Genomic DNA, 24611 nt, shown 5'->3' on the forward strand with positions numbered 1-24611 from the left:
ATTTTATAAACTATAATTAAATTTTCAGCTCAATATAAGTTGACGTTCCTTTACCAATTTCCGAATCAATTTCTAATTTTCCATTTAAAAATGCGACACGGTTTTTGATGTTTCGCAATCCCATACCTTCTCTCTTTTCTGCATGCTTAATATTAAAACCTATTCCATTATCTTCAACAGTAATAAAATAAACATCTTTATTCTGAGAACAGGAAACTAATATTTCTGTTGCTTTTGCATACTTTAAAGCATTATTTAAAAGTTCTTGAATGATTCTAAAAATCATCACTTTAAAATGTTCTGGAACGCTGGATTTTTTTATCAAATATTGCAATTCAATTACAGTTTCTGAAGTAGAATGTGAAGCACATAGATCTTTCAATGCATGTTCGAGTCCCAGTTTCATTAAACTTTCCGGCATTAAATTCTGAGAAATATTACGAAGCTCCTTAATAGAATCATTCAGCATTTCGTTAATATTTGGACTATTTTCTTTATTATCACGATCTGCAATATTCAAATGCATCTTCAAGCCCGAAAGCATACTGCCGAGTCCATCATGTAAATCTCTGGCGATTCTTTTTCTCTCGATTTCCTCTCCTTGTATTAAAGCATTTGAAATAGATAATTTCTTTTCATTTTCAAGCACATCCAACTCCTGTTTATGATTGACTTCTTTTTGATAGCTTAGTTTTTTCTGATAATTGTTCCAACTCCACAGAAACAAAACTGTCAGAAATAGTAAAAAAGAAAGCACTGCAAAAAGCATCATATTCAAACGATTATTATTAACCTGCAAAACTGCTTTTTCATTTTCTGACTGAAGCAAAGAAATCTTTTTCTCGCTTTCCGCCTTTTTGTATTTCGCTTCAAGCTCTACAATTTCGTTTTTTAATTTATCGCCATTAAGACTATCATTTACAACATTGTATTTATTAGAATAATAATAAGCTTTCGAATATTCTTTTGTAGCATTATACACCTTTGATAGTTCTTTGTAATAATTTTTCTTATCTATTATAAAAGGTGTTTTTTCTATTAGATATTCTATATTACTTTTTGCCTTTTCATAATTTTTAAGTTTAAAAAGAACTTCATATTCAGCAAATTTCAATCTGTTTAAGGCAATCAGATTATTATGTTTTGCAGATGATTTTATTCCTTTATCAAAACTTACCAAAGCTTCATTATGTTTGTTTTGTTTGGCATAATAAATCCCTTCCGAATAAAAATAAGAGTCGTTCAAGTTTGATTCTGGATAATCTTTTAAAATCTCGAATGCTTTATCCAGAATACTTTTAGCATCATAAAAATGTTTGAGCTCTACTAAATTCTCAGCATTAATAATATAGGTTTCCATTCTGGATTCTGCCAATGTTGCTGATTTTTTGGTTGCACTTTCAATGTATTTCTGTGCTTGATCGAGATATTCAGCAGCTTTTTCCCTTTCACTATTATTCATAAAAATGATGGCAACTGCTTTATTTAATGCACTGATTAATTCGTAATCACCACTTTTTTTAGCAATAGGAATCGCCTCATTCACCAGCAATTTCATATAAGCGTTTTCATTATTCTTACGTTGCTGCATAATACCATAATTCTGCAGTATCACGGCACGAAGTTTATAAGCTTCCTTATTACGGTATTTTTTAAGTTTAGTATTGGCTTCCAATAAAGCTTTTTCAAAACCCTCCAAATCGCCTTTTTCTATAAAACTGTAGGCATTATAAAAAATAGAAGCATCTTTTAGAAAAGGAAATTTGACTTTAAGTTTATTTGCCTGTTCAAGATATTCCTTAGATTTTTCAGCATCCTGCGCCATTAAAAACAGTTTTGATAATCTAAAGCTATTCAAACTTTTAACACTGTCGGATTTTGTGTTTTTTGTGATTTTGACAATACTGTCGATATAAACAGTATCATCATCTAATGAAAGAATGACTTGTGAATTGGAAATTGCGGTAAAAAATAAAAAAAACAAAAAGGCGTAGAGTTTCTTCATAGATGTGGCATTTACTCAAAGTTATTAAAGCTTAATGACTTTCAAAAAGAAATCTCCTGCTTTTACCTGATATCAGGTAATAAAAAATACATTTTATCAGGTATTGCCGTCCGCAGGATAAGCATCTAACTTTGTTCTGTTATGAATATTAATTAAAGAATTTTATTATGAAATCAGTTTTGAAAACTTTAGCAATTGTATTGACTCTTGCTTTTACAGCAGTTTCTTGCAGTAGTGATAATGACGATAATGGATCTGGAAATAACTCAAGAGATGTAAGATATGAAATTACTGGAAATTACACAGGAAATGCTTCTGTTACATATTTTGAAAAAGGAGGAAATGCATTAAATGAAGACATTACTAAACTTCCATGGACAAAGGAATTTACTGCAGAAGCAAAATCGATGGGAGCATCATTAAGCGCTAGCGGTTATGGTGGTCAGGCCGGACAAACTTTAACGGGAAAACTTTATATCGGAGGAAAATTAGAAAATGAACTAACTGCTACAGCAAATAGTGACGGAATCATTGTATTATCTCTTACTCCTTATGTTTTTCCTCTTTAAGAATTAGTTTTAGAATTTAGATTTAAGTTTTTGGTAAAAAGAAAGCTTCGTAGGGGAAATTACGAAGCTTCTTTTTTTTTATGATTCCAATTGATTGTTTACTTCTTCAAACTTTTCAATTAAACTATTTAATTTACTTTGCTGTTTTTTGATTTGTTTTGGACGAATATAAAACCAATTAAACAATATCCACAACAAAGTTATTCCATACGTCAAACTTGCTCCCAAAAGCGACATTCTGCTGGCGTATTCATACATATACAAACAAATTCCTAGCGTAAGTGCTATAAAATAGAAACTCATCATTTTAGTTTGTAAAAACTGCTGTTTCTTTTTTATTTCAATCAATTTCTGAAGATAGTCGTGATTGCTTTGTTCTGCATCAATATGATTGTAATTCTTTAATAATCGATTATAAATTACTAGGTAAATTACCATTGCTAATAGAGTTACTACGATTCCTATTTTGGTCGAAATAAACTGCGGCTGGTAATAAATCCATATAAAAATTATAAAAACGCTTGTCGCAAAAAGTAAAATATTGGCAAACCATAAACTTTTTAAAGCCGCTTTTTTAAACTTCCCTACCCTTTCCAGCAAATCTTTCATATCGGGCTGACTTACGGTCTGCTTTTTCCATAAATCTTTAAAATCTATATTGTTATCGTTGTTCATTTTCTTTAAATTTTTGAGTCAGTTTTTCTTTGATTCTGTGAATTTTCACTCTAACATTCGCTTCTGAAAGTCCGATGATTTTGGCAATTTCTGCTTGCTTAATATCTTCTAATTCCAACGAAATAATAATACGATCGGTTTCAGGCAATTCTGCGATACATTTATATAAAAACTGAATTTGAGGTTCAAATGAGGTTTGTTTTTCTTCTGAAAGATGAACTGGAAGTTCTGATTTTGGAAAACGTTTTTGTTTTTCAATCTGCCTCAGACAATTGTTAGAAGCAATCCTGAAAATCCATGTCCCAATCGCCGATTCGTTTCTAAAAGTTTCTAGTTTCTGCCAGACAATTATAAAAGTTTCCTGTGCCAAATCCTGTGCCACATCATAATCATTCACAAATCCCATGCAGAGCCTGAAAATTCTATCCCAATATGTTTTGTAGATTTTTTCGAATTCCATTTTAAGATTTTATAAAATTGTTTAACTGCCCCATATACCAAGCGGTATCATCGTACATAATAAAGTGCAGACCAGTTGCGGCATACTGAAAATTAGCGGTCTTTAAATTTTTATATTGACCTTCAATTGCTGGTTTTAAATTTATAAAATAAGATTCTAACAGAATTAATGCTGGACATTTAATCTGTTCTATTTTTTCTCTTAAATCGATATTGAAAAAGTCACAATACATTTGCCCAAAAGTTGTTCTATCTGATTTTACACTCCAATCTACCACCATATCCAGCTTAGACGCATCAGCTAAAAGTCTTGGCATTGTCTTCTTTTGCATATCGTAAAACTGATCATTGGTCATTCCTGTCATTTGATTTACAGTTGCTGAACAATCATTATTTTCTTTTGATATAAATGTGGAATCATTCAAAGCTGCCAAACAAGGAATCGCATCCACTACCACAATTTTACTTATCAAATCTGGATAATCGGCGGCAATTGCAAGCGCAAGTCCACCTCCCATACTATGGCCTACTAAGATTGGCTTTTCAATATTATTTTCTTTGATATAATTGGCAATTCCATTTTTCCAATTTTCAAATGAAGCATTTGGCTGTGCTTTTCTTCCCGCAAAACCAGCCATTGTGAGTGTATAACAAGTAAAATCACTTTCGAAAGTAGCTTTGGTTTCATTCCAAACATCTCCAGAAGAAGCAAAGCCAGGAATAAATATAATAGATCGGTTTCCATTTCCAGTTTTTAAAACTTCAAACGGAAAATGTTTTGTTTGTCCGAAAACATTTAAACATAATGCAGAGAATAAGAATACGATAATTAAGATGATATACTTTTTCATTTTTAATAGTTTTGTTTTAAGTTGTTAATTAAATCGGATCCATGCTTTTGATACGACAACTATTAAAATGTTACAACTTAATTTAAAATTTCAATGAAAAAACCCCAAATCCCAATATTGGTGTGGATTTTTAACCGCAAAGTGCGCGGAGGTTTACGCAAAGAACGCAAGTTTTTTTTGCCACAAAGGTGCTAGGTCGCAAAGTTTTTTCCTCAATCTTGTCATTTCGACTGAAAGGAGAAATCACGCAAGAAACTCCGCAAACTGAATCGCCAATCTTTGTAGAGCTACTTGTGGAGATTTCTCCTTCGTCGAAATGACAAACGGTATTTATTGTCAGTCTGAGCGAAGTCTAAGACCTTACGTAACGCAAAAGCCCTTCAACTTCGCTCAGGGTGACAACGGTATAAAAAAATCCCAAACCCCAATCGTAAAATTGGAATTTGGGATTTTTAATATTTAAAATCAAATCGGTTTATCCAACCAAATTAATGATTTTTCCAGGAACAATAATCACTTTATTTGGTGTTCTACCGTCTAATTGTTTTTGTGTTCTTTCGTCTTTCATAACGATTTCTTCGATTTGTTCTTTGGTTAAATCCAAAGGCAATTCGATTGTGAAACGCATTTTTCCGTTGAAAGAAACTGGATATTCTTTATTTGTTTCAATTAAATGTTTTTCATCAAAAGCTGGAAACGCCACTTCAGAAATTGAAGTTGTATGCCCTAACTGAGCCCATAATTCTTCTGCTATATGAGGCGCATAAGGAGAAACCAAAATTGCTAATGGTTCTAAGATCGCTCTTGAATGACAATTTTGAGAAGACAATTCGTTTACACAAATCATAAACTGAGAAACTGAAGTATTGAAAGAGAAATTCTCGATATCTTCTGCTACTTTTTTGATGGTTTTATGCAATGATTTTAAGTTATCTTTTGTTGGTTCGTCGTTGTTTACGATTAAGCCATTATCATCAAAATACAATCTCCATAATTTTTTCAAGAAACCGAAAACTCCCGAAATTCCGGCAGTATTCCAAGGTTTTGCCTGCTCTAATGGCCCTAAGAACATTTCATATAAACGTAATGTATCTGCACCGTATTCTGCACAAATATCATCTGGTGTAACTACATTATAGTATGATTTTGACATTTTTTCGACTTCACGGCCTACAATGTATTTTCCGTTTTCGTCAAAAATAAATTCTGCTGTATTGAAATCTTCTCTCCAAGTTTTGAATTTTTCAATATTTAATTCATCCGAAGAATTAACGAAATTTACATCAACGCGAATTGGCTGTACATTTTGACCTTCAATTTTATTTTTAGATACAAAAGTATTTGTTCCTTCCAATCTGTAAACATAAGCCGTCGTACCCAAAATCATCCCCTGATTGATCAGTTTTTTGAATGGCTCTTCAGTTGGAGCAAAACCTTTGTCTTTTAAGAATTTGTTCCAGAAACGAGAATACAATAAGTGACCTGTTGCGTGTTCGCTTCCTCCAATATATAAATCTACATTTTCCCAATAAGCCAAAGCTTCTTTACTTGCAAATTCATTTTCGTTGTGCGCATCCATATAACGCATCCAATACCATGAACTTCCCGCCCAACCTGGCATTGTATTCAATTCTAATGGAAAAATTGTTACATTATCAACTAAATCGGTATCAACAACTTTATTTTGTTTTGTATCCCAAGCCCAAACCGCTGCATTTCCTAATGGAGGCAAACCGTCTTCAGTTGGCAAATATTTCTCTACTTCAGGCAAAATAATTGGCAAGTGCTGTGTCTCAATCATTTTTGGAAGACCATTCACATAATAAACTGGAAATGGCTCACCCCAATAACGCTGACGTGAAAAAACAGCATCACGCAAACGGTAATTAGTTTTACCTTTTCCTTGTCCGATTTCTTCTAATTTATAAATCGCTTTTGCTGTTGCTTCTTTGTAATTTAATCCGTTTAAGAAATCAGAACCAGCAATTTCAACGTTGTCTTTTGATCCGTAAGCTGCTTCAAAAATATCAACATTAGCGAAGATATTTTTGATTTCCTGCATTCCGTTTTGACCTTTAAAGAAATTAGCAAATGCGTAATCTCTTTCGTCTCCACAAGGAACAGCCATTACAGCGCCAGTTCCATAACCCGCCAAAACATAATCACCAATCCAAACTGGAATCGCTTCTTTTGTAAATGGATGCTCAGCGTAAGCTCCAGTAAATACTCCTGAAATCGTTTTTACATCGGCCATGCGCTCACGCTCCGAACGTTTTGCTGTTTTTTCGATATACGCTTCAACAGCTTCTTTTTGTTCTGGAGTTGTAATTTTAGCAACCAAATCATGTTCTGGCGCCAAAGTCATAAAAGTAACTCCAAAAATGGTATCAGGACGAGTGGTGAAAACTTCGATTACTTCATCATGATTTTTCACATTAAAAGTAACCAAAGCACCAACCGATTTCCCGATCCAGTTTCTTTGCGATTCTTTGATAGACTCACTCCAGTCAATATCATTTAAACCTTGAAGCAAGCGTTCGGCATAAGCAGAAATTCGCATACTCCATTGTGTCATTTTTTTTCTTATAACAGGAAAGCCTCCACGTTCTGAAACTCCGTTTACAATTTCGTCATTTGCCAAAACAGTTCCTAAGCCTGGACACCAGTTGACTTCGGTTTCTGCCAAATACGTCATTCTGTACTGCAACAAGATTTTTTCTTTTTGATCTTCAGAATAGGCGTTCCACTCGTCAGCAGTAAAAATGGCTACATTGTCGTCGCAAACTGCCTCAACTAATGCATTTCCACTTTCTTCAAAAACAGTTACAAGCTCAGAAATGTCAAATGCTTTTCCTTGTTTTTTGCAATACCAAGAATTGAACAATTGGATAAAAATCCATTGTGTATGTTTGTAGTAATCTGGATTTGATGTACGCACTTCACGCGCCCAGTCAAATGAAAATCCGATTTTATCTAACTGTTTTCTATAACCAGCAATCTGCTTTCCTTCTTTGTCTACTCCACCATCAATATTTACGCGTGTTGTATCTTCTGGACGCTGTCCTGTCTGAATCGCGTACTGTTCTGCTGGTAATCCGAAACTATCGTAACCCATTGGATGCAAAACATTGAAACCTTGATGTCTTTTAAAACGAGAATACACATCTGAAGCTATATAACCCAGCGGATGCCCTACGTGTAATCCTGCTCCAGACGGATAAGGAAACATATCGAGAACATAATGTTTCGGTTTAGCTTCGCTCAGTTCGGTTTCACCTCGGGTTTCAGAGTTATTTTTTGCTGCAAAAGTTTGATTTTCTGCCCAATATTTTTGCCATTTGGCTTCAATTTCGTTTGGATTGTACTTCATTTCTAAGTGACTAAGATTCTAAGTTACTAAGGTTCTAAGCTTTTCACTAAATTAATTAAGTCGCAAATTTACATTTATTGCGCATTGTAGCAAAGCTATTTCATTGACAAACAAATAAAATATCAAATTACTTATTTAAATTAAGTAAAAATACGTAATATTGAATTTAATATTAACCGCTAAGTAACTATGAAAACACAAAATTACATTCTTATACTTTTGATTGCATTTTCATGCACGATGTGTAATTCTTCTAAAAAAGATAAAGAAGAAAACATTTCAACAGAACAGGCTTCAAAAACAGAAAAACACGAACATAAAACTCTAACTGCTGAAGACAGTTTAAAATTAGTCAATCATCAAATTGAAATAAAAGGCGATGTCGAATTTCCTCTTCAACTAACAATCGATTCTTTAAAGAAAATGAAAGTAGTTACCATTGAAAATCTCAAAATAACGGGTAAAGGCGGTGTAATTAAAAGAGAAGTCAAAGCTTGCAAGGCTGTTCTTTTGAGAGATGTTTTAGATAAAGCTAAAATCAAACAAACCGATCATAAAGACAGAAACTTTTATATTGTAGAAAGAGCTTCCGACGATTATAAAGCAACTTTTTCGTGGGCTGAAATTTTCAATAATCCAACGGGAGATAATGCTTATATTATTTTTGAAGAAAACGGAAAACCAGTTAAAAATGGCGAAATGATTGGGCTTTGCAAAAATGATATTGCCACTGGACCTCGTCACGTTTATTGGCTTAAAAGCATTGAAGTTTATAAAATAGAATAAGATTCTGAGACGCTGAGATTCTAAGATTTTTTTAGCCACAGATTAAGAGGATTCACACAGATTTAAAAAATCATTTCAATCCTTATTAATCTGTGGTTTCATTTTTTTATTTTGCGAACCTTACGAATCCAGATAGTTATCGGGATATCATCCTTGCGGTTAAATTTCACGCAAAGCTTTGCGGTTAAACCCTAACTTATTCAAGATTTAAATCGTACTTTTAAGGATAAAAGTTTGTTATTAACTTTAAATAAAGAAATTCTTTATTATTTTTACCACATAATTTAAGCAGACTATGAGTTCTAACTTTGATAAATTTCAAAAACGCAGGTTAATTTCCTCTTATTTTTCAGTAGTTTTAAGTGTATTTCTAGTATTGTTCCTTTTAGGAGTACTGGGATTATTCATTATCAATTCTAAACAGCTGGCAGACGATTTTAAAGAAAAAATCGCGATGACGGTTTTCTTCAAAAATGAAGCAAACGACAGTATTATCAAAGCATTTGATAAAGAACTTAAAAGAGCTCCTTTTGCACTTTCATACGTTTATGTATCTAAAGAAAAAGCAGCAAAAGAACATACTGACATTATCGGGGAAGATTTTCTAACTTTCTTAGGAGAAAATCCTTTATTGAACTCATACGATATTCACTTAAAAGCAGATTATGTTGAAAGAGACAGCATCGTGAAAATCGAAAACCGTTTCCGCAAAAACACCATGATTTCTGATATTGTTTACGACAAACAATTGGTAAATCTGGTAAATGACAACATCAGAAAAGTAAGTATGTGGATTTTGATTATCAGTGGTTTCCTTACTGTTATTGCTGTATTATTAATCAATAGTTCACTTCGTTTATCCATACATTCGAATCGTTTTATCATTAAAACCATGCAGATGGTTGGGGCCACAAAAGCTTTTATCAGAAAACCTTTTGTGATGCGAAGCGTAAAATTAGGAATGCTTGGCGCTGGTCTAGCAATCATTGCTTTAATTGCACTTTTACTTTATGTAGAAACTAATTTCCCTGGTTTAGGAATTTTAGAAGATAAATTCTTAACTGGTTTAGTTTTAGTTGGCGTTTTCGGATTAGGTGTTTTAATTACTTGGGTAAGCACACACTTTGCTACACAGCGTTTCCTTAACCTAAGAACTGACGATCTTTACTAATTTTAGATTTTAGATCGTAGATTTTAGATTTAAAAAAAGCGCCTTCGACCTCATTCAGGCTGACAAATAAATAAAAATGCCCTTATATTTAGGGAAACAAAATATAAAAAATGAAAAACAATAATAAAGAAGAACAACAAGTTCAAAAACAGGAATTCCTTTTTGACGGCATCAATTACAAAATCCTTTTAATTGGTATCGCTGTAATCGCCTTAGGATTTGTTTTAATGTCTGGCGGAGGAAGTAAAGATCCAAACGTTTTTAACGAAGACATTTTTAGCTTTAGACGTATCCGTTTAGCTCCAACAACTGTTTTGATTGGTTTCGGAATCACGATTTATTCTATTTTCAAAAAATCTAAATAATTATAGATTTAAAGATTTTAATTATCTGAGCGAAGCGAAAGAATCTAAAATCTAAAATCCAAAATCTAAAATTCTAAATGAATACACTACAAGCTATTGTTCTTGCTATTATTGAAGGAATTACAGAATTCTTACCTGTTTCTTCAACTGGGCACATGATTATCGCATCTTCTTTTTTCGGAATCGCCCATGATGATTTTACCAAGCTTTTTACCATTGTAATTCAGCTGGGTGCAATTCTTTCGGTTGTAATTTTATATTTCAAACGTTTCTTTCAAACCTTTGATTTCTACTTTAAACTTTTAGTAGCTTTTATTCCAGCGGTAGTTTTAGGATTGCTTTTAAGTGATTTTATAGATGGTTTATTAGAAAATCCTGTTACTGTAGCAGTTTCACTTTTAATCGGAGGAATTATTTTATTGAAAGTTGATGAATGGTTCAACAAACCAAACGATCCTGAAGTTTCTACTGAAATCACATATGCTAAAGCATTAAAAATTGGTTTATTTCAATGTTTGGCTATGATTCCTGGAGTTTCACGAAGCGGTGCAAGTATCGTTGGAGGAATGTCACAAAAATTAACTAGAACTTCAGCTGCCGAATTTTCATTTTTCTTAGCAGTTCCAACTATGTTAGGAGCAACAGCAAAAAAATGTTACGATTATTACAAAGCTGGTTTCGAATTATCTCAAGATCAAACCAACATGTTGATTATTGGAAACATTGTGGCTTTTGTTGTGGCATTATTAGCTATCAAAACTTTTATTGGATTCTTAACTAAAAATGGTTTTAAAGTTTTTGGTTATTACAGAATTCTTGCTGGAATCATTTTATTATTGATCCACTTTTTCATTCACCCGCTTACGATTATATAATGACACCTGAAGAATATTTAAACGGGCAAGTTTTATTGATTGACAAACCTTTAAAATGGAGTTCGTTTCAAGCTGTCAATAAATTAAAATACCTTTTGATCAATAAAGTTGGACTTCCAAAAAAGTTCAAAATCGGTCATGCAGGAACTTTAGATCCTTTGGCAACTGGACTTTTATTAATCTGTACAGGAAAATTTACCAAAAGAATTTCTGAACTTCAAGGTCAAGCCAAAGAATATACGGGAACTTTTTACATTGGAGCCACTACTCCATCTTATGATTTGGAAACTGAAATCGATCAGACTTTTCCAACGGATCATATTGATGAAGCTTTGATTCATGAAACCGTAAAACAGTTTTTGGGCGAAATCGATCAAAAACCACCCATTTTTTCTGCCATTAAAAAAGACGGCGTTCGTTTGTATGAACATGCGCGCGCTGGAGAATCGATAGAAATTGAAAGCAGAAAAACGACAATTCACGAATTTGAAATTACAAGAATTGCATTGCCTGAAGTAGATTTTAGAGTAGTTTGCTCTAAAGGAACTTACATTCGTTCCCTTGCTTACGATTTCGGAAAAGCCATGAATTCAGGCTCTCATTTAACCGTTTTACGCCGTACTAAAATTGGTGACTACGATGTAAAAAATGCAATTGATATTACTTTGTTTGAAGAAGAACTTCTAAAAAAATAAAAACTTATATGAAGAGAATTTTACTGGTTATTGCATTTACAACTTTCTTTAGTTCTTTTATACATAGTCAAGCCAGTAAATTCACTTACACTCAATTTGATATTGCTGTTTCTATAACTGGAAATCCAGATAGAGACAATTCCATCGATTCTTCCGAATCCAGTTATTCAAATGCTTTTTTTGTACCCAATGGTTTAGGCTCACAAATAGGCTATGGAGTTCATTATAAAAAATGGCTGACATTAGGAGTTCATAGCGGTATTGACTGGAAATGGGACAATAAACTTGTTGCTGTTCCCGTGTTTTTAAATCTAGGCTTAAATCCGAAAGTGGGCGTCGATACCCGAATTATGCTTCAAGTTGGTTACGGAAAAGGGTTCGCTTTAGGCCGTGGTAATTTAAATGGAGAATACAAAAAATTAAAACTCGGGATTGGATCCGATGATTTTACCATTTTTGCAGAAATCAGTGATTATGCATTTCCGCTTCACAATGAAAAAAGCATTGGTGCCATATCCTTTGGGGTAACAATTCAAGATTTCTTTTATTACAAATCAGAAACTTCAGAATAACGACTTTCTAAAAAAATAAAAAGCACATTACATAAAAACATAATGTGCCAGGCTCTTAAAATAAGTAATACTATTTCATACTTATCTTGAATTAATAGTGAGGCACATTTTTTCCTCCAAATAAAAATTGAGAGAAGAAATCATAAAACCTTTCGAATAACTTTTTCATAATAGTGCACTTTTAATTGTTAAACATTAAATTAAACACCAATAAAAAGAGTAAATCAGAAAGTTATAATAGAAGTGGGATTAGTATTACTAAGATACAAAATCTTATTTAAAACAAAAACACTTTAAGACAATTTTATCAACCAATATATTTGTTTATCAACACATTAAACAAAATCACAGGCGATTCTATTTAATATTCTCCATAATTTCAAGCAATTCTTCCTGTGTAGAAATTCCTTTATCAGCCAGATACCATAACTGAAGATCGGTTTTAATTTTTTCATCAATTGGTCCAACTTCCCTTTTATGCGTTGCCATTAACTCTGTTGCTCCTTTTGGTCTTGGTCCCCAATCTGCACGAACAATTCCAGCTTCTTTACAAATTATGATCACTTTCGGAATTGCTCGTCCTCCATTAGTCAAATATTGATTCATTAAATCATTGTTTTCATCTCGAAGCGCAATTCTAAGATCAATTCTTTTATTAGAAACATGAGCCATTTTTTCTAAAACAGGAAGAATCTGCGCAGCATCGCCACACCAACCTTCAGACAAAACAAGCCAGATGTAATGATTGTCTAAGTTTTGAAGTTTTTCAGCAACAGTCTCAGAAATTTTGATGGTTTTTTCCAGTCTGTTCATTCTCGCTTCATTCAATTTAGAATAATTAGTCAAACTTTCTGATTGTTCATTTCCCGTTGATTTTCCTTCAGTTAATAAATCGGTAACTAATTTTCGGTATTCAGCATAAGAATGACTATTAAACAATGCTTTGGCTACGATGCTTTTCATATTTGTTTATTTTTTTAATATATATAAAAATACAAAAATTAGAAAAATGCAGAAATGACATTTGTCACATTTAATAGTCTATTAAAATTTTATTGAAGACTAATTTGAAATGAGAATTCAACGCAATCCCGATAGCTATCGGGACTAAGATTTTATAATTATTATTGAATTAAGAAGCTTTAAAGTTCGCAAAGCTGTTTGAAGACAAAGATTTGCGAACCTTATGAATTGTAATAGACGCATCTATATAAAATTCTTAGCGCGCTTTGCGGTAAAAAACAATCCGTTTCATTTGCCTTTTAAAGGTTTTTTTTATCCTAAAATCGCACCTTCGATTAATTTTTTGCAAACATTATTTTTAAAAATCAGAATATGTCTATATTTGCACAAATTAACGCGACACACACATGAAATATAAAAGAATTCTTCTAAAACTTAGCGGCGAAGCCCTAATGGGTGATTTACAATACGGTATTGACCCAAAAAGATTAGCCGAATATGCAGACGAAATTAAGCAGATTCACAGTAAAGGAGTAGAGATTGCAATTGTTATTGGAGGAGGAAATATATTTAGAGGAGTTGCTGGTGCAAGCTCTGGAATGGATAGAGTTCAAGGAGACTATATGGGAATGCTTGCTACTGTAATTAACGGAATGGCTTTACAAGGTGCCCTTGAAGATAAAGGAATGAAAACACGTTTGCAGACTGCTTTGAAAATGGAATCTATTGCAGAACCATACATCAAAAGAAGAGCTGACCGTCACTTAGAAAAAGGCAGAATTGTAATTTTTGGTGCAGGAACTGGAAACCCATACTTCACAACTGATACAGCTGCTGTTTTAAGAGGAATCGAAATCAACGCTGATGTGATTTTAAAAGGAACACGTGTTGATGGAGTTTACGATTCTGATCCTGAAAAAAATGCCTCTGCTGTAAAATTTGATTTTATTTCTTTTGATGATGTAATCAAAAAAGGATTGAATGTTATGGACACCACAGCATTTACATTAAGCCAGGAAAACAAATTGCCAATCGTAGTTTTTGATATGAACAAAATTGGAAACCTATTGAAAATCTGCGAAGGCGAAAATATAGGGACTGTAGTAAATATTTAAACCGCTTTAGATTGAAGTTTATTGAAATTCTAAATATTCTTAAAAAAACAATCTTTAAAACATAAAAACAAAACTATATTAGTTGATTAATTAGATCATAAAGTTTTTTAAGCCAAAAACCAAATATCTAAAAATCTAAAATCTAAAAAAAATGACTGAAGAAATAGACTTTATTTTAGAAAGTACTGAGGAATCAATGAACGGTACGATTGCACACTTAGAGAAAGAATTTCTTAATATTCGTGCAGGAAAAGCTTCTCCAGCTATGCTTGGAGGTGTTTTTGTTGATTATTATGGTTCAGCGACACCGCTTTCGCAAGTATCTAAAATCAGTGTACCAGATGCAAGAACAATTACATTGCAGCCATTTGAAAAAAATATGCTGCAAGCAATTGAGAAAGCTATTTTGATTGCTAACATTGGCTTTAATCCAATGAATAATGGCGATATGGTAATTATTAGCGTACCACCATTAACAGAAGAGCGTCGTCGCGATTTAGCAAAACAGGCAAAATCTGAAGCTGAAGATGCTAAAATTGGTATTCGTAACTCTCGCAAAGATGCAAATACTGATATTAAAAAATTAGAAAAAGAAGGAACTTCAGAAGATATCTGTAAATCTGCTGAAGAAGAAGTTCAGAACTTAACAAACGCTTTCATCAAAAAAATCGATGAATTATTGGCTTTAAAAGAAGCTGAAATCATGAAAGTGTAATTAGTTTTATAATAAAATATAAAATCCGTCTGGTTTATTGTATCAGACGGATTTTTTTATTGCTATTTTTGCATACGAAAATTTAATTCTTTTCGTTTTTGAAACTATATCATTCTGTATGAAGCTATTTTGTTTTTTGACTTTGTTTTTTACGCTTACACTTCAGGCGCAAATTCAAATAAACGGAATCGTAACCGATTCAAACAACAAACCTCTTCCGTTTGCCACAATTACTACTTCAGAAAACAACAACACTATTACAGATGTTGATGGAAAGTTCATTTTCAAGATTAGTACATCAGCAAATTCTTTAACAGTCTCTTACGTTGGTTTTCAAAAGAAGACAATTGCATTAATCAAAAACAAAACCTTTTATGCTGTTTCACTTATACAGCAGACAGATGATTTAAAAGAAGTTATTGTTTCCAACGAAAATCCAGCTTTAACTATAATCCGAAAAGTAATAGCCAGCAAATGGCAAAATGATCCGCAGAAAAAGCTCAATAATTTCGAGTACAAAACATACAATAAACTTATTGTAACAGCAAATCCAGATTCTATAGACGGTAGAATTGATTCTTCTGCATCTTATAAAGATTTAGATAAAAAAACAATCAATGTCGATTCTTCTGATTATAAATTCAAAGAAATTGTAAGCAAACAGCATTTATTTCAAACAGAGAAAGTCTCTCAATATCAATTTACAAACAAAAAATTAAAAGAAACTGTTCTTGGCACTAAAATGGCAGGATTTAAACAGCCAATTTATGAAGTGCTAGCATTTAATCTTCAGTCAATTTCAATTTATGATCCTAAATATGAATTGTTTGAGACTAAATATGAAAATCCAATTTCAAACTCTGCAACATCTACCTACATTTATAAATTATTAGACACTGTAAGTATTAAAGGTCGTGACGCTTACATGATTTATTTCAAAAATAAGCTTAAGCGAAGATCATCTGGTTTAGAAGGAGTTTTATATATTGACAAAGAAAATTTTGCTGTCGCTAAAGCCGTCATGCGAATAAAGGGCGTTTTGGATATCAGCGGTATTCATGAATTTGAATATATTCCGAAAGAAAAAATCTGGTTCCAAAGCAATACCACTTTTAAAATTGTAAAAGGGAAAAATGATGATGACATTAGAATTCTTGGCGGCACCATTCAGTTTGACGGAGACGTTGAGGAAAACTTTGAGCCGAGAAAAAAAGTGGCTTCGGATTTTACCTATTTGATTTCTGAAAGTAATAGTTTTGATATTCGTGTCAACACCAAAAATCCCGTAAAAGATCCATCACTTTATATCGAAATTAAAGATGATGCTGCCAAAAAACCAGAAAGTTTTTGGGAAGCTTACCGAAAAGAAAATCTAGATTTAAAAAGCCAAAAAACGTATCAATTACTGGACAGCATTTCTGTCAGCAACCGAATTGAAAAACGTCTGGGAATTGGTCGAAAAATCATTAATGGTTTTTATCCGATTGGTCCAATTGATTTGGATTTAAAAAAGATTATCAGCTATAATAATTACGAAGGATTTCGTCTTGGTTTAGGCGGTATCACAAATGATCGTTTATCAAAAAACTTCCGAATTGAAGGTTATACAGCATACGGAACAAAAGATGGTGCTTTTAAATACAGTTTAGGAGCCGGGGTTTTATTAGACAAATACACCAATACTTGGTTTAACGGATATTACACCGATGATGTTCGTGAGATTGCAAGTACTGTTTTTGCAGTTGACAAACGTGTTTTTAAGATTTATGATCCACGCCCAATTAACATTAGTACTTTCTATGAATATACAGGATGGCGAGGTAATATTCAATCCAAAATTATCCCGAAAACTGAAGCTGTTCTAGAATTTTCAAGAAATTACATCGAGCCAAAATTTGATTATCTGTTTAATTACAATGGAAAATTGTATTCGAGTTATGTGATGACAACGGCAATGCTTTCTATTGTTTGGGCGCCTTTCAGCGATTTTATGCAGACTCCAACAGGAAGAAATGAATCGGAAAAAAGATTTCCTAGATTTACTTTTCAATACACGCAGTCTTTGCCGAATGTATTTGACAATGATTTTACTTTTAGCAAAATCGATTTTAAAGCAGAATACGAAAAGAAATATTTAAACCGTCAGAAAACAAGTTTGCTTTTCCAAGCAGGTCTAGCCATGGGAGATGTACCGATTACACATTTGTACAATACTTCTCCGAATAATTTAACTAAAGAAACGGTTATACAACGTATTACTTTTTCGGGAAGAAATGCTTTTGAAACGATGTTTTTTAATGAGTTTTTCTCTAGTCAATACTTAATGTTTCAAATTAAACATGGTTTCGACCGTATTACAATTCTCAAAAAGGTCAGACCTTCATTGGTTATAGTTTCCAGAATGGCTTGGGGTAATATGGAAAACCCTGAACAGCATGTTGGCCCATCTTACAAAACACTTGAAAGGGGCTTTTATGAATCAGGTTTAGAATTAAACAAAATTTACAAAGGTTTTGGTTTGGCTGGATTCTATCGTTATGGCCCAAATCAGTTATTGAAGTTTGAAGATAATATTGCGGTTAAGATTTCTTATGTCTTAGATTTGGGACTTTAAATAATTAAATTCCAATACAAAAAATCCAAATTCCAATTTTACAGCCCGTTTGTCATCCCGAGGAACGAAGGATCACACTAGAAACTCCGTAAAGTAAGTTACCAATCTTTGTCGAATAGCTTGTGTGAACCTTCGTTACTGAAAAAAAAATCCCAAACCCCAATCAGTAAAAATTGGAATTTGGAATTTAAAAAATTGAGATTTAAAACTATCTATGGCTTCAAAATCAAAACCGAAGGTGTATTATTCAGCCACGTACTTTGAGATTCAATTAGTTTTTTCCAACTATCAAGGCTAATAATCATTAAGTTTTGACCATCTAAAAACTCTTTTTTAATTGTTCTGTCATTCATAATCATAATATGATTTGGGGCAATCTGTTCTATAGATCGGATGGTTTCCTGAATCTCACGAGTACTTCGAACTTCTCCGCTTGCATCCAGAACCGTGATCTGAGAACCATTATTATTGATTAATTTTTTAGCATAATCTATTAAAAAAGCATCTTCTTTACTAAAAACAGGAATAAACACTTGATTCATTTCTTCTAAATCTTTATCAATAAAAATACCAACTGGCATTTTGGTTTTTGCAATTATATGACGTGTTCTTTCATCAAAAGGATTGTTTTCGAACAAACCTTCTTTTCCGGTAAACTTATCAATCAAACGATCTGGGTTTACAATTCGGGTTGTAAATCCAAGGATTTTTCCAAGCAAAGTTCCATCAAAGATAGATTGTCCAAGACCAACCAATAACAAATCATAATCTCCATGATTTGCCGAATCAATAATATCGGTATCAATATCATTAGAAACTTTAAAAAGACTTACAATCTTTTGATTTAAACGATTGGATTCTTCGATAACTGGAACCAGCATTTTTTTCTCATGATCTTTTACATCAAAAGAGTGAATTTCTGTACTCAATGACAAATGCATCGCTGTTACAATCGAATTGTCGGGCTGTTTTTTAACTAAACTATTAGCGATTTGAAGCAGTTTTTTCCCTCTTTCTGGTGTAGCAAACGAAAGCAGAATTTTATATTTACTCTTACTTCCTATTTCTTCTGGAACAGCGGTTTCTTTATCTTTAAAAATGAATCCGATAAAATCTAAAGCCGGGCCTGTCATAAAAGTCGTAACCAAAGCCATGATTACCATCATCGTAAAAATCTCTGTAGATAAAACTCCAAGATCGTAACCGATATTCAGAACAACAAGTTCCATCAAACCACGTGTGTTCATTAATGCTCCAATTGCTAAACTATCTTTCCAGCTTTGTCCGACAAATTTTGCTGCCAAAGCACTACCGAAAAATTTACCAGCTACAGCAACGGCAATAATTAAACCTGTAATTTTCCATAATTCAGGATCATTCAGCAAACCAATTTGTGTACGTAAACCAGTAAAAACAAAGAATAATGGCAATAAAACGATAATGGCTACATCTTCTACTTTTTCAATAAATATGTTTCTGAATTTATTGTTTTCCGGCATAATTGCTCCTGCCAAGAAAGCTCCAAATAAAGCATGAATTCCGATTAATTCTGCTGCATAAGCAGAAACCAAAAGTGTGATAAAGAAAATCGCAACAACTGGTTTATTCAAACTTTCACGAGTCGAATTTAAATCTCCAACACGTTTTAAGAACGGACGAACGATTTTCAACATAATAATTACGTATAAAATCGCTAAACCGATAACATATAACGAACTTGTAAATGAACCTGCTTTTACGATAGCAATTACAACAGCCAAAATACACCAAGCTGTAATATCATCGGCTGCCGCACACGTAATCGCGATGGTTCCTAGTTTTGTTTTCTGCATTCCTCGTTCCTGTACAATTCTGGCCAAAACCGGAAAAGCAGTTATACTCATGGCAATTCCCATAAATAATCCGAAAGAAGAAAACTCAACACCAATTGGGGCAAAAGTGTGGTATATAAAATAGGCTAAAGTTAATCCTAAAGCAAAAGGAATTACAATACTGGCGTGGCTGATTACAACCGCATCATGTGCTTTGTTTTTTAGTACTTTAAGATCCAATTCCATTCCGATTACGAACATGAAAAGAATTAAACCAATCTGGCTTAAGAACTGTAAGTTTCCTAATGATTCTTTTGGAAATAAAGCGGCTGAAAATTCAGGAAAATACATTCCAACCAAAGACGGCCCAAGAACAATACCTGCAATCATTTCTCCAATTACAGATGGTTGACCGATTTTTCTGAAAAACCATCCAAATAAACGGGCTACTAAAATGATCGTAACGATCTGCGCCAATAAAATGGCTAACGGATGCTGTAAATTATGAACCATAGAATCCAAGAAGTCATTCCAATGGTTGCTTTCGATTTGTTTTTTTACGATGTTGCGCCCCACTTCTAATGCGGCTCCTTTTGAAATTACCCAATAAATCAGTGCTGTAAAACCACCAATAATTGTAATGTAAAATACAGAGTTTTTAATGTTATTCATAACTCATTCTTTTGATTTATTGCCGCAAATATCAGAACTGAGTTTTAAGTGAAAAAGCAAATTACAGGCTAATTTTCAATGTATGTAACAAGATGGAAAAACTTTGTAATAAGTTATAATTTTACCTTTTTCAAAAAATCAGAACGATAGGTTTCACTTAAGATTAAGGCTGTATTTTTATTATTTTCTTCTAAATGATGAAGCACAATTTCGTTGTGATTAAAAAATTTTATCGCCTTTACCGCTACAATTTCTTTTTTGTTAATTCTACAGAAATCGGCGTCGGGTAATTCGTGTAAAAGAGTATCGAATTTTACATTCTTTAAATTCAGAAAACTTCCATCGGTAAGCAAAACTGTTTTATCACGGCTGTCACTTGAAGCTGTTGTGATGTATTGAATTTTATTAAAATACAGCAAAGTCTTTCCTTTATCTGTATTCAATTGCATGAACTTTTTGGAATTATCTGATTTATCGAAACGCTCAAAAGCTTTTGTAATGGCTTTTTGAAGACGTTCCAGTTTTACCGGTTTTGTGATATAATCCACAGCATCAATATTAAAAGCATCGGCAGCATAATCTTTATAAGCGGTACAGAAAATCACTAATTTATTATCTAACATTTCAGCTAAATTCAAACCGTCCATTCCTGGCATTTCGATATCAGAAATTAAGAGATCAAAATCCAGATCTGGAATATCAGACAAAAGTTTCTGCGGATTATTGAATGTTTTGACGATTTCCAATTCCGGAATTTGTTCGCAAAGCATTTTCAAATAAGTCAATCCCGGAAGCTCATCGTCCAGAAGCAAGCATTTCAGTTTTGTATTCAAGTAAATCTATTTTTAGATGAGCAATATAAATGTCGTTTTCTATAAACTTATCGAGTTTGAAATTATTCTTGTAAATAATTCGAAGGCGATGTTCTAAAGTCGCATGACCAAAACCGCTTCGCTCCTTTTTCAACACTTTTTTATCTGAGATTTTGTTTGAAACGGTCATAAAAAAAGCATTGTCTTTAAATTCAAAAACTACCGAAATAAAAGCATCGGCACTTTGAAGATCGGCGTGTTTAAATGCATTTTCGATTAAATCAATAGAAATCAAAGGCGCTAACAAAGGCTGATCGTACAATTTATCATCTTCATTAATATTGGTTTTAATCTTCAATTCAAAAAGTGGACTGATTTTAATTTTATTGATTTCGATTAGATTCAGTGCAAAATTGATTTCTTCTTTTGCCGTCACAAATTTCTTTTTGCTTTCATATAAAATATAATCCAAAACATTGGCCAGTTTGTCTAAGGCAAAATACGTTTGATAAGCATGCGACTGAATCGAATTTAAAATATTCTTAAACAAATGCGGATTTAGTTTTGACTCTAAATTCTCTAACTGAAGATCATTTACTTTTACTTCCAGCGCATAAAAACTCTTTTCGGCATCTTCTTTTGCTTTTTTGGCCTGCATCAATTGATAAATCATAAAACAAATGATGACAATCAGCAAAAAAAGAATCGCTAAAAAAATAAAAGTGGTCGTATTGTTATCCTGCATTGTGATTGTTGTTTTTGTCTTTGGCATCTTAAAATTCTTCCCTCCGAATTAAATTATCGAAGTTTTTTTAATCACTCGAAGTTATAAAAATTATTTTTCATGATTTTAAATTCACGCAAAGATGAGAAAAGCTATCGATTAAATACTAAAAATGAATTGTATTATCATAAACAATAAACTTTCAAATTTGTGTTAACGTTAAGTAAAATACAGTGGTTAATTTATGATTTCGAGCACTTTTCACTACATTTGCATCCATTTTTAAAGAATATATGAAAAACGCTGTCCAAGTCGGATTTTGGGAAAAACTGGCCCGAATTATACTTAAAAACAGAATAACTATTTTGGTTATTCTTTCCCTGTTAACTATTTTCCTTGGTTATCAATGGAAAAACCTGTCTATGACTTATACCGAAGCCAACTTGCTTCCAAAAGATCATATTGCGAATAAAGATTATCAAAAATTTCTTGATAAGTTTGGCGAAGAAGGAAACCTTATTGTGATTGGTTTTAAAGATCCGAAGTTTTTTACACCTAAGAATTACGCTGCTTGGACAGAATTGATGAATGGTCTAAAAAAAGCGAAAGAAGTTGATTTGGTAATTTCTTTGAATGACTTAAAGAAACTGGAAAAAGATACTGTAAATCAAAAATTTGTTTTAGCGCCATTTATTGAAGAAAGCAAAGTACTTGATCCAGCTTATTTAAAAACGGTTCAATACGATTTGTTTCACAATCTTCCTTTTTATGAAGGGCTTTTGTTTAACAAAGAAAGCGGGAGTGTTCGTTCTGCCATCTACATGAACAAAGCGCTGGTAAATACAGCTGAAAGAAAGACTTTTATCTTAAAAGATTTAGTTCCGAAAATTGATAAATTCGAAAAAACAACAGGAATCGATCTTAAAGTTTCGGGAATGCCTTACATCCGTACGATCAATGCGGATAATATGAAAGGCGAAATCGGACTTTTTATTGGAGCGTCTTTATTGACGGTTTCTTTAATTTTCTTTTTCTTCTTCCGTTCATTCAGAGCGACATTTATTTCAATTTGTATTTTAATTGTCGGCGTAACCTGGTCGTTTGGAACGCTTGGATTATTTGGATATAAAATCACGATTTTAACGGCTATTATTCCACCGCTGATTATCGTAATCGGAATTACCAACTGTATTTTCCTGATTAATAAATACCAGCAGGAAATTAAACTGCATAACAATCAGGCAAAGGCGTTACAGCGTGTGATTTCAAAAATTGGGTCTTCGACTTTGATGACCAATTTAACTGCTGCAATTGGTTTTGCAACCTTGATGATTACCGGAAATGAATTACTTTTTGAATTTGGATTGGTAACTTCTATCAACGTGCTTTCTGTATATACTTTGACACTTTTTATCGTGCCGATTATCTACAGTTTTATGCCATTGCCAAAAGCGAAACACTTATACCATTTAGACAAAACGTATATTTCAACACTTTTAAATGTGGTTGCGAATATCGTTAAAGGTAAAAAGACAATCGTTTACACTATTTATGCTATCCTTTTTATAATAAGTTTAAATGGAGTGAGACAAATGAAAGTATCAGGAAGTTTAATTGGTGAAATGCCGAAAACAGCTTCTTTCTTTAAAGATATTTTATTTTACGAAAAGGAATTCAACGGAGTTATGCCGCTGGAAATTATGATTGACACTAAAAAGAAAAAAGGTGTTATGAAGCCGGCTACAATTCGTAAAATGGATGAATTGCAAAATACCATTTCAGAAATTCCAGAATTAGCAAAACCGGTTTCGGTTGTAAACCTGGTTAAATATGCAAAACAAGCTTTCTATAACGGAAATCCTGAATATTACCAATTGCCAACTTCTCAGGAACAAACTTTTATTCTGGGTTATGCTAAAAATGCAACCAAAAACAGCAAAGAAAACTTAATGAAAGCTTACGTGGATTCGACTGGACAATATGCCCGAATCACGACTTTCATGAAAGATATTGGAACAGATGAAATGGCAAAAGTAGAAGGAAAATTACGCAAAAAAATTGACGAGATTTTCCCGAAAGACCGTTACGAAGTCACGATTACAGGAAAAGCTTTAGTATTCCAAAAAGGAACAACTTATCTGGCACATAACTTAATCGAATCATTATTGTTTGCGATTTTGACTATTGCAATTTTGATGCTGTATTTATTCCGTTCTTTCAAAATGGTAGCAGCTTCTTTGATTACGAATATTTTACCGCTTTGTATTACTTCTGGATTAATGGGTTATTTCGGAATTCCGTTAAAACCTTCAACGATTTTGGTATTCAGTATCGCTTTCGGAATTTCAGTAGATAATGCGATTCAGTTTATGGCGAAATACAAACATGACCTGATTCAAAACCGTGGAAAAGTGAAGAAATCTGTTTTCAGTGCCTTAAGAGAAACTGGTGTAAGTACTTTCTATACTTCTGTAGTTTTGATTTTAGGTTTTGCAACTTTTACTTTATCAAGTTTCAGCGGAACAATCGCCTTAGGAGGATTAATTTCCTGTACTTTGGTTTTTGCAATGTTTGCTAACTTGGTTGTATTGCCATCACTGGTTTTAACTTTTGAGAAGAAGAAAACTAAGAAAGAGGAATTGGAGAATTTGGAGAAATAATTTTTCTTTGCCATATAAAGATATTCGCCACGAATTCACGAATTAATTTAAAAACAAATTTTAATAATTCGTGAATTCGTGGCTTATAAATTTACACTAATACTCGCCTTAATAACAAAATAGAAGAAAAAT

20 protein-coding genes are annotated in these 24611 nt (G+C 32.7%); 11 read left to right on the top strand and 9 right to left on the bottom strand.

From position 1 onward, the window contains the following. Window positions 1-16: 16 nt before the first annotated feature. Window positions 17-2005 (bottom strand): sensor histidine kinase, encoded by a 1989-nt coding sequence (locus GSY47_RS22255; RefSeq protein ID WP_179001820.1) that lies wholly within the window; start codon window positions 2003-2005, stop codon window positions 17-19. 167 nt (window positions 2006-2172) lie between these two features. Between GSY47_RS22255 and GSY47_RS22260 the strand changes: the two genes are divergently transcribed. Continuing rightward, the gene (locus GSY47_RS22260) at window positions 2173-2574 is read left to right on the top strand and encodes an MmpS family transport accessory protein (RefSeq protein WP_091494716.1); all 402 of its coding nucleotides are present in this window, start codon (window positions 2173-2175) and stop codon (window positions 2572-2574) included. Window positions 2575-2652: 78 nt separating this feature from the next. On the opposite strand, the gene GSY47_RS22265 is transcribed toward GSY47_RS22260, so the two are convergent. From GSY47_RS22265 to leuS, 4 genes are all read right to left on the bottom strand, one after another. Further along, window positions 2653-3249: a hypothetical protein gene (locus GSY47_RS22265; protein ID WP_179001822.1), complete on the bottom strand. Its 597-nt coding sequence runs from the start codon at window positions 3247-3249 to the stop codon at window positions 2653-2655. Then, window positions 3236-3709 (bottom strand): RNA polymerase sigma factor, encoded by a 474-nt coding sequence (locus GSY47_RS22270; protein WP_179001824.1) that lies wholly within the window; start codon window positions 3707-3709, stop codon window positions 3236-3238. Before GSY47_RS22270 ends, GSY47_RS22265 begins: the two co-directional genes overlap by 14 nt. Before the next feature lies 1 nt (window position 3710). Then, window positions 3711-4559 (bottom strand): alpha/beta hydrolase, encoded by an 849-nt coding sequence (locus tag GSY47_RS22275; protein ID WP_179001826.1) that lies wholly within the window; start codon window positions 4557-4559, stop codon window positions 3711-3713. A gap of 475 nt (window positions 4560-5034) precedes the next feature. Continuing rightward, window positions 5035-7929 (bottom strand): leucine--tRNA ligase, encoded by a 2895-nt coding sequence (gene leuS / locus GSY47_RS22280; protein ID WP_179001828.1) that lies wholly within the window; start codon window positions 7927-7929, stop codon window positions 5035-5037. A 189-nt stretch (window positions 7930-8118) separates the two neighbouring features. Between leuS and GSY47_RS22285 the strand changes: the two genes are divergently transcribed. From GSY47_RS22285 to GSY47_RS22310, 6 genes are all read left to right on the top strand, one after another. Then, window positions 8119-8715 (top strand): molybdopterin-dependent oxidoreductase, encoded by a 597-nt coding sequence (locus GSY47_RS22285; RefSeq protein WP_179001830.1) that lies wholly within the window; start codon window positions 8119-8121, stop codon window positions 8713-8715. 295 nt (window positions 8716-9010) lie between these two features. Then, on the top strand, window positions 9011-9886 hold the full coding sequence (locus GSY47_RS22290; RefSeq protein ID WP_179001832.1) for a cell division protein FtsX: 876 nt from the start codon (window positions 9011-9013) through the stop codon (window positions 9884-9886). 110 nt (window positions 9887-9996) lie between these two features. After that, on the top strand, window positions 9997-10251 hold the full coding sequence (locus GSY47_RS22295) for a DUF3098 domain-containing protein (protein WP_179001834.1): 255 nt from the start codon (window positions 9997-9999) through the stop codon (window positions 10249-10251). Window positions 10252-10328: 77 nt separating this feature from the next. Then, window positions 10329-11126, top strand: coding sequence for an undecaprenyl-diphosphate phosphatase (locus tag GSY47_RS22300; protein ID WP_179001836.1), 798 nt, complete (start codon window positions 10329-10331; stop codon window positions 11124-11126). After that, window positions 11126-11821, top strand: coding sequence for a tRNA pseudouridine(55) synthase TruB (gene truB / locus GSY47_RS22305; RefSeq protein ID WP_179001838.1), 696 nt, complete (start codon window positions 11126-11128; stop codon window positions 11819-11821). The genes GSY47_RS22300 and truB overlap by 1 nt, the downstream gene beginning before the upstream one ends. 8 nt (window positions 11822-11829) lie before the next feature. Then, window positions 11830-12393: a hypothetical protein gene (locus GSY47_RS22310; protein WP_179001840.1), complete on the top strand. Its 564-nt coding sequence runs from the start codon at window positions 11830-11832 to the stop codon at window positions 12391-12393. A 357-nt stretch (window positions 12394-12750) separates the two neighbouring features. On the opposite strand, the gene GSY47_RS22315 is transcribed toward GSY47_RS22310, so the two are convergent. After that, on the bottom strand, window positions 12751-13356 hold the full coding sequence (locus tag GSY47_RS22315) for a thioredoxin family protein (RefSeq protein WP_179001842.1): 606 nt from the start codon (window positions 13354-13356) through the stop codon (window positions 12751-12753). A 407-nt stretch (window positions 13357-13763) separates the two neighbouring features. Between GSY47_RS22315 and pyrH the strand changes: the two genes are divergently transcribed. The 3 genes from pyrH to GSY47_RS22330 all read left to right on the top strand — a co-directional run bounded on the left by pyrH (window position 13764) and on the right by GSY47_RS22330 (window position 17800). Then, window positions 13764-14471, top strand: a complete 708-nt coding sequence (pyrH, locus tag GSY47_RS22320; protein WP_057115131.1) for a UMP kinase — start codon at window positions 13764-13766, stop codon at window positions 14469-14471. A 151-nt stretch (window positions 14472-14622) separates the two neighbouring features. Beyond that, complete coding sequence (gene frr / locus GSY47_RS22325; protein ID WP_179001844.1) at window positions 14623-15186, top strand: ribosome recycling factor; 564 nt, start codon at window positions 14623-14625, stop codon at window positions 15184-15186. Window positions 15187-15304: 118 nt separating this feature from the next. After that, entirely contained in the window at window positions 15305-17800 is a 2496-nt protein-coding gene (locus GSY47_RS22330; RefSeq protein ID WP_179001846.1) for a DUF5686 family protein, read from the top strand. Between the two features lie 212 nt (window positions 17801-18012). Here GSY47_RS22330 and GSY47_RS22335 read toward each other — a convergent pair whose 3' ends face one another. From GSY47_RS22335 to GSY47_RS22345, 3 genes are all read right to left on the bottom strand, one after another. Beyond that, window positions 18013-20283: a cation:proton antiporter gene (locus GSY47_RS22335; protein WP_179001848.1), complete on the bottom strand. Its 2271-nt coding sequence runs from the start codon at window positions 20281-20283 to the stop codon at window positions 18013-18015. A 113-nt stretch (window positions 20284-20396) separates the two neighbouring features. Next, on the bottom strand, window positions 20397-21116 hold the full coding sequence (locus GSY47_RS22340; protein WP_179001850.1) for a LytR/AlgR family response regulator transcription factor: 720 nt from the start codon (window positions 21114-21116) through the stop codon (window positions 20397-20399). Beyond that, entirely contained in the window at window positions 21079-21840 is a 762-nt protein-coding gene (locus GSY47_RS22345; protein WP_109190818.1) for a sensor histidine kinase, read from the bottom strand. Before GSY47_RS22345 ends, GSY47_RS22340 begins: the two co-directional genes overlap by 38 nt. A gap of 272 nt (window positions 21841-22112) precedes the next feature. Between GSY47_RS22345 and GSY47_RS22350 the strand changes: the two genes are divergently transcribed. Continuing rightward, the gene (locus tag GSY47_RS22350; protein ID WP_179001852.1) at window positions 22113-24479 is read left to right on the top strand and encodes an efflux RND transporter permease subunit; all 2367 of its coding nucleotides are present in this window, start codon (window positions 22113-22115) and stop codon (window positions 24477-24479) included. Window positions 24480-24611: the final 132 nt, after the last annotated feature.

It is taken from the genome of Flavobacterium quisquiliarum (assembly GCF_019308285.1).
Lineage (GTDB): Bacteria > Bacteroidota > Bacteroidia > Flavobacteriales > Flavobacteriaceae > Flavobacterium > Flavobacterium quisquiliarum.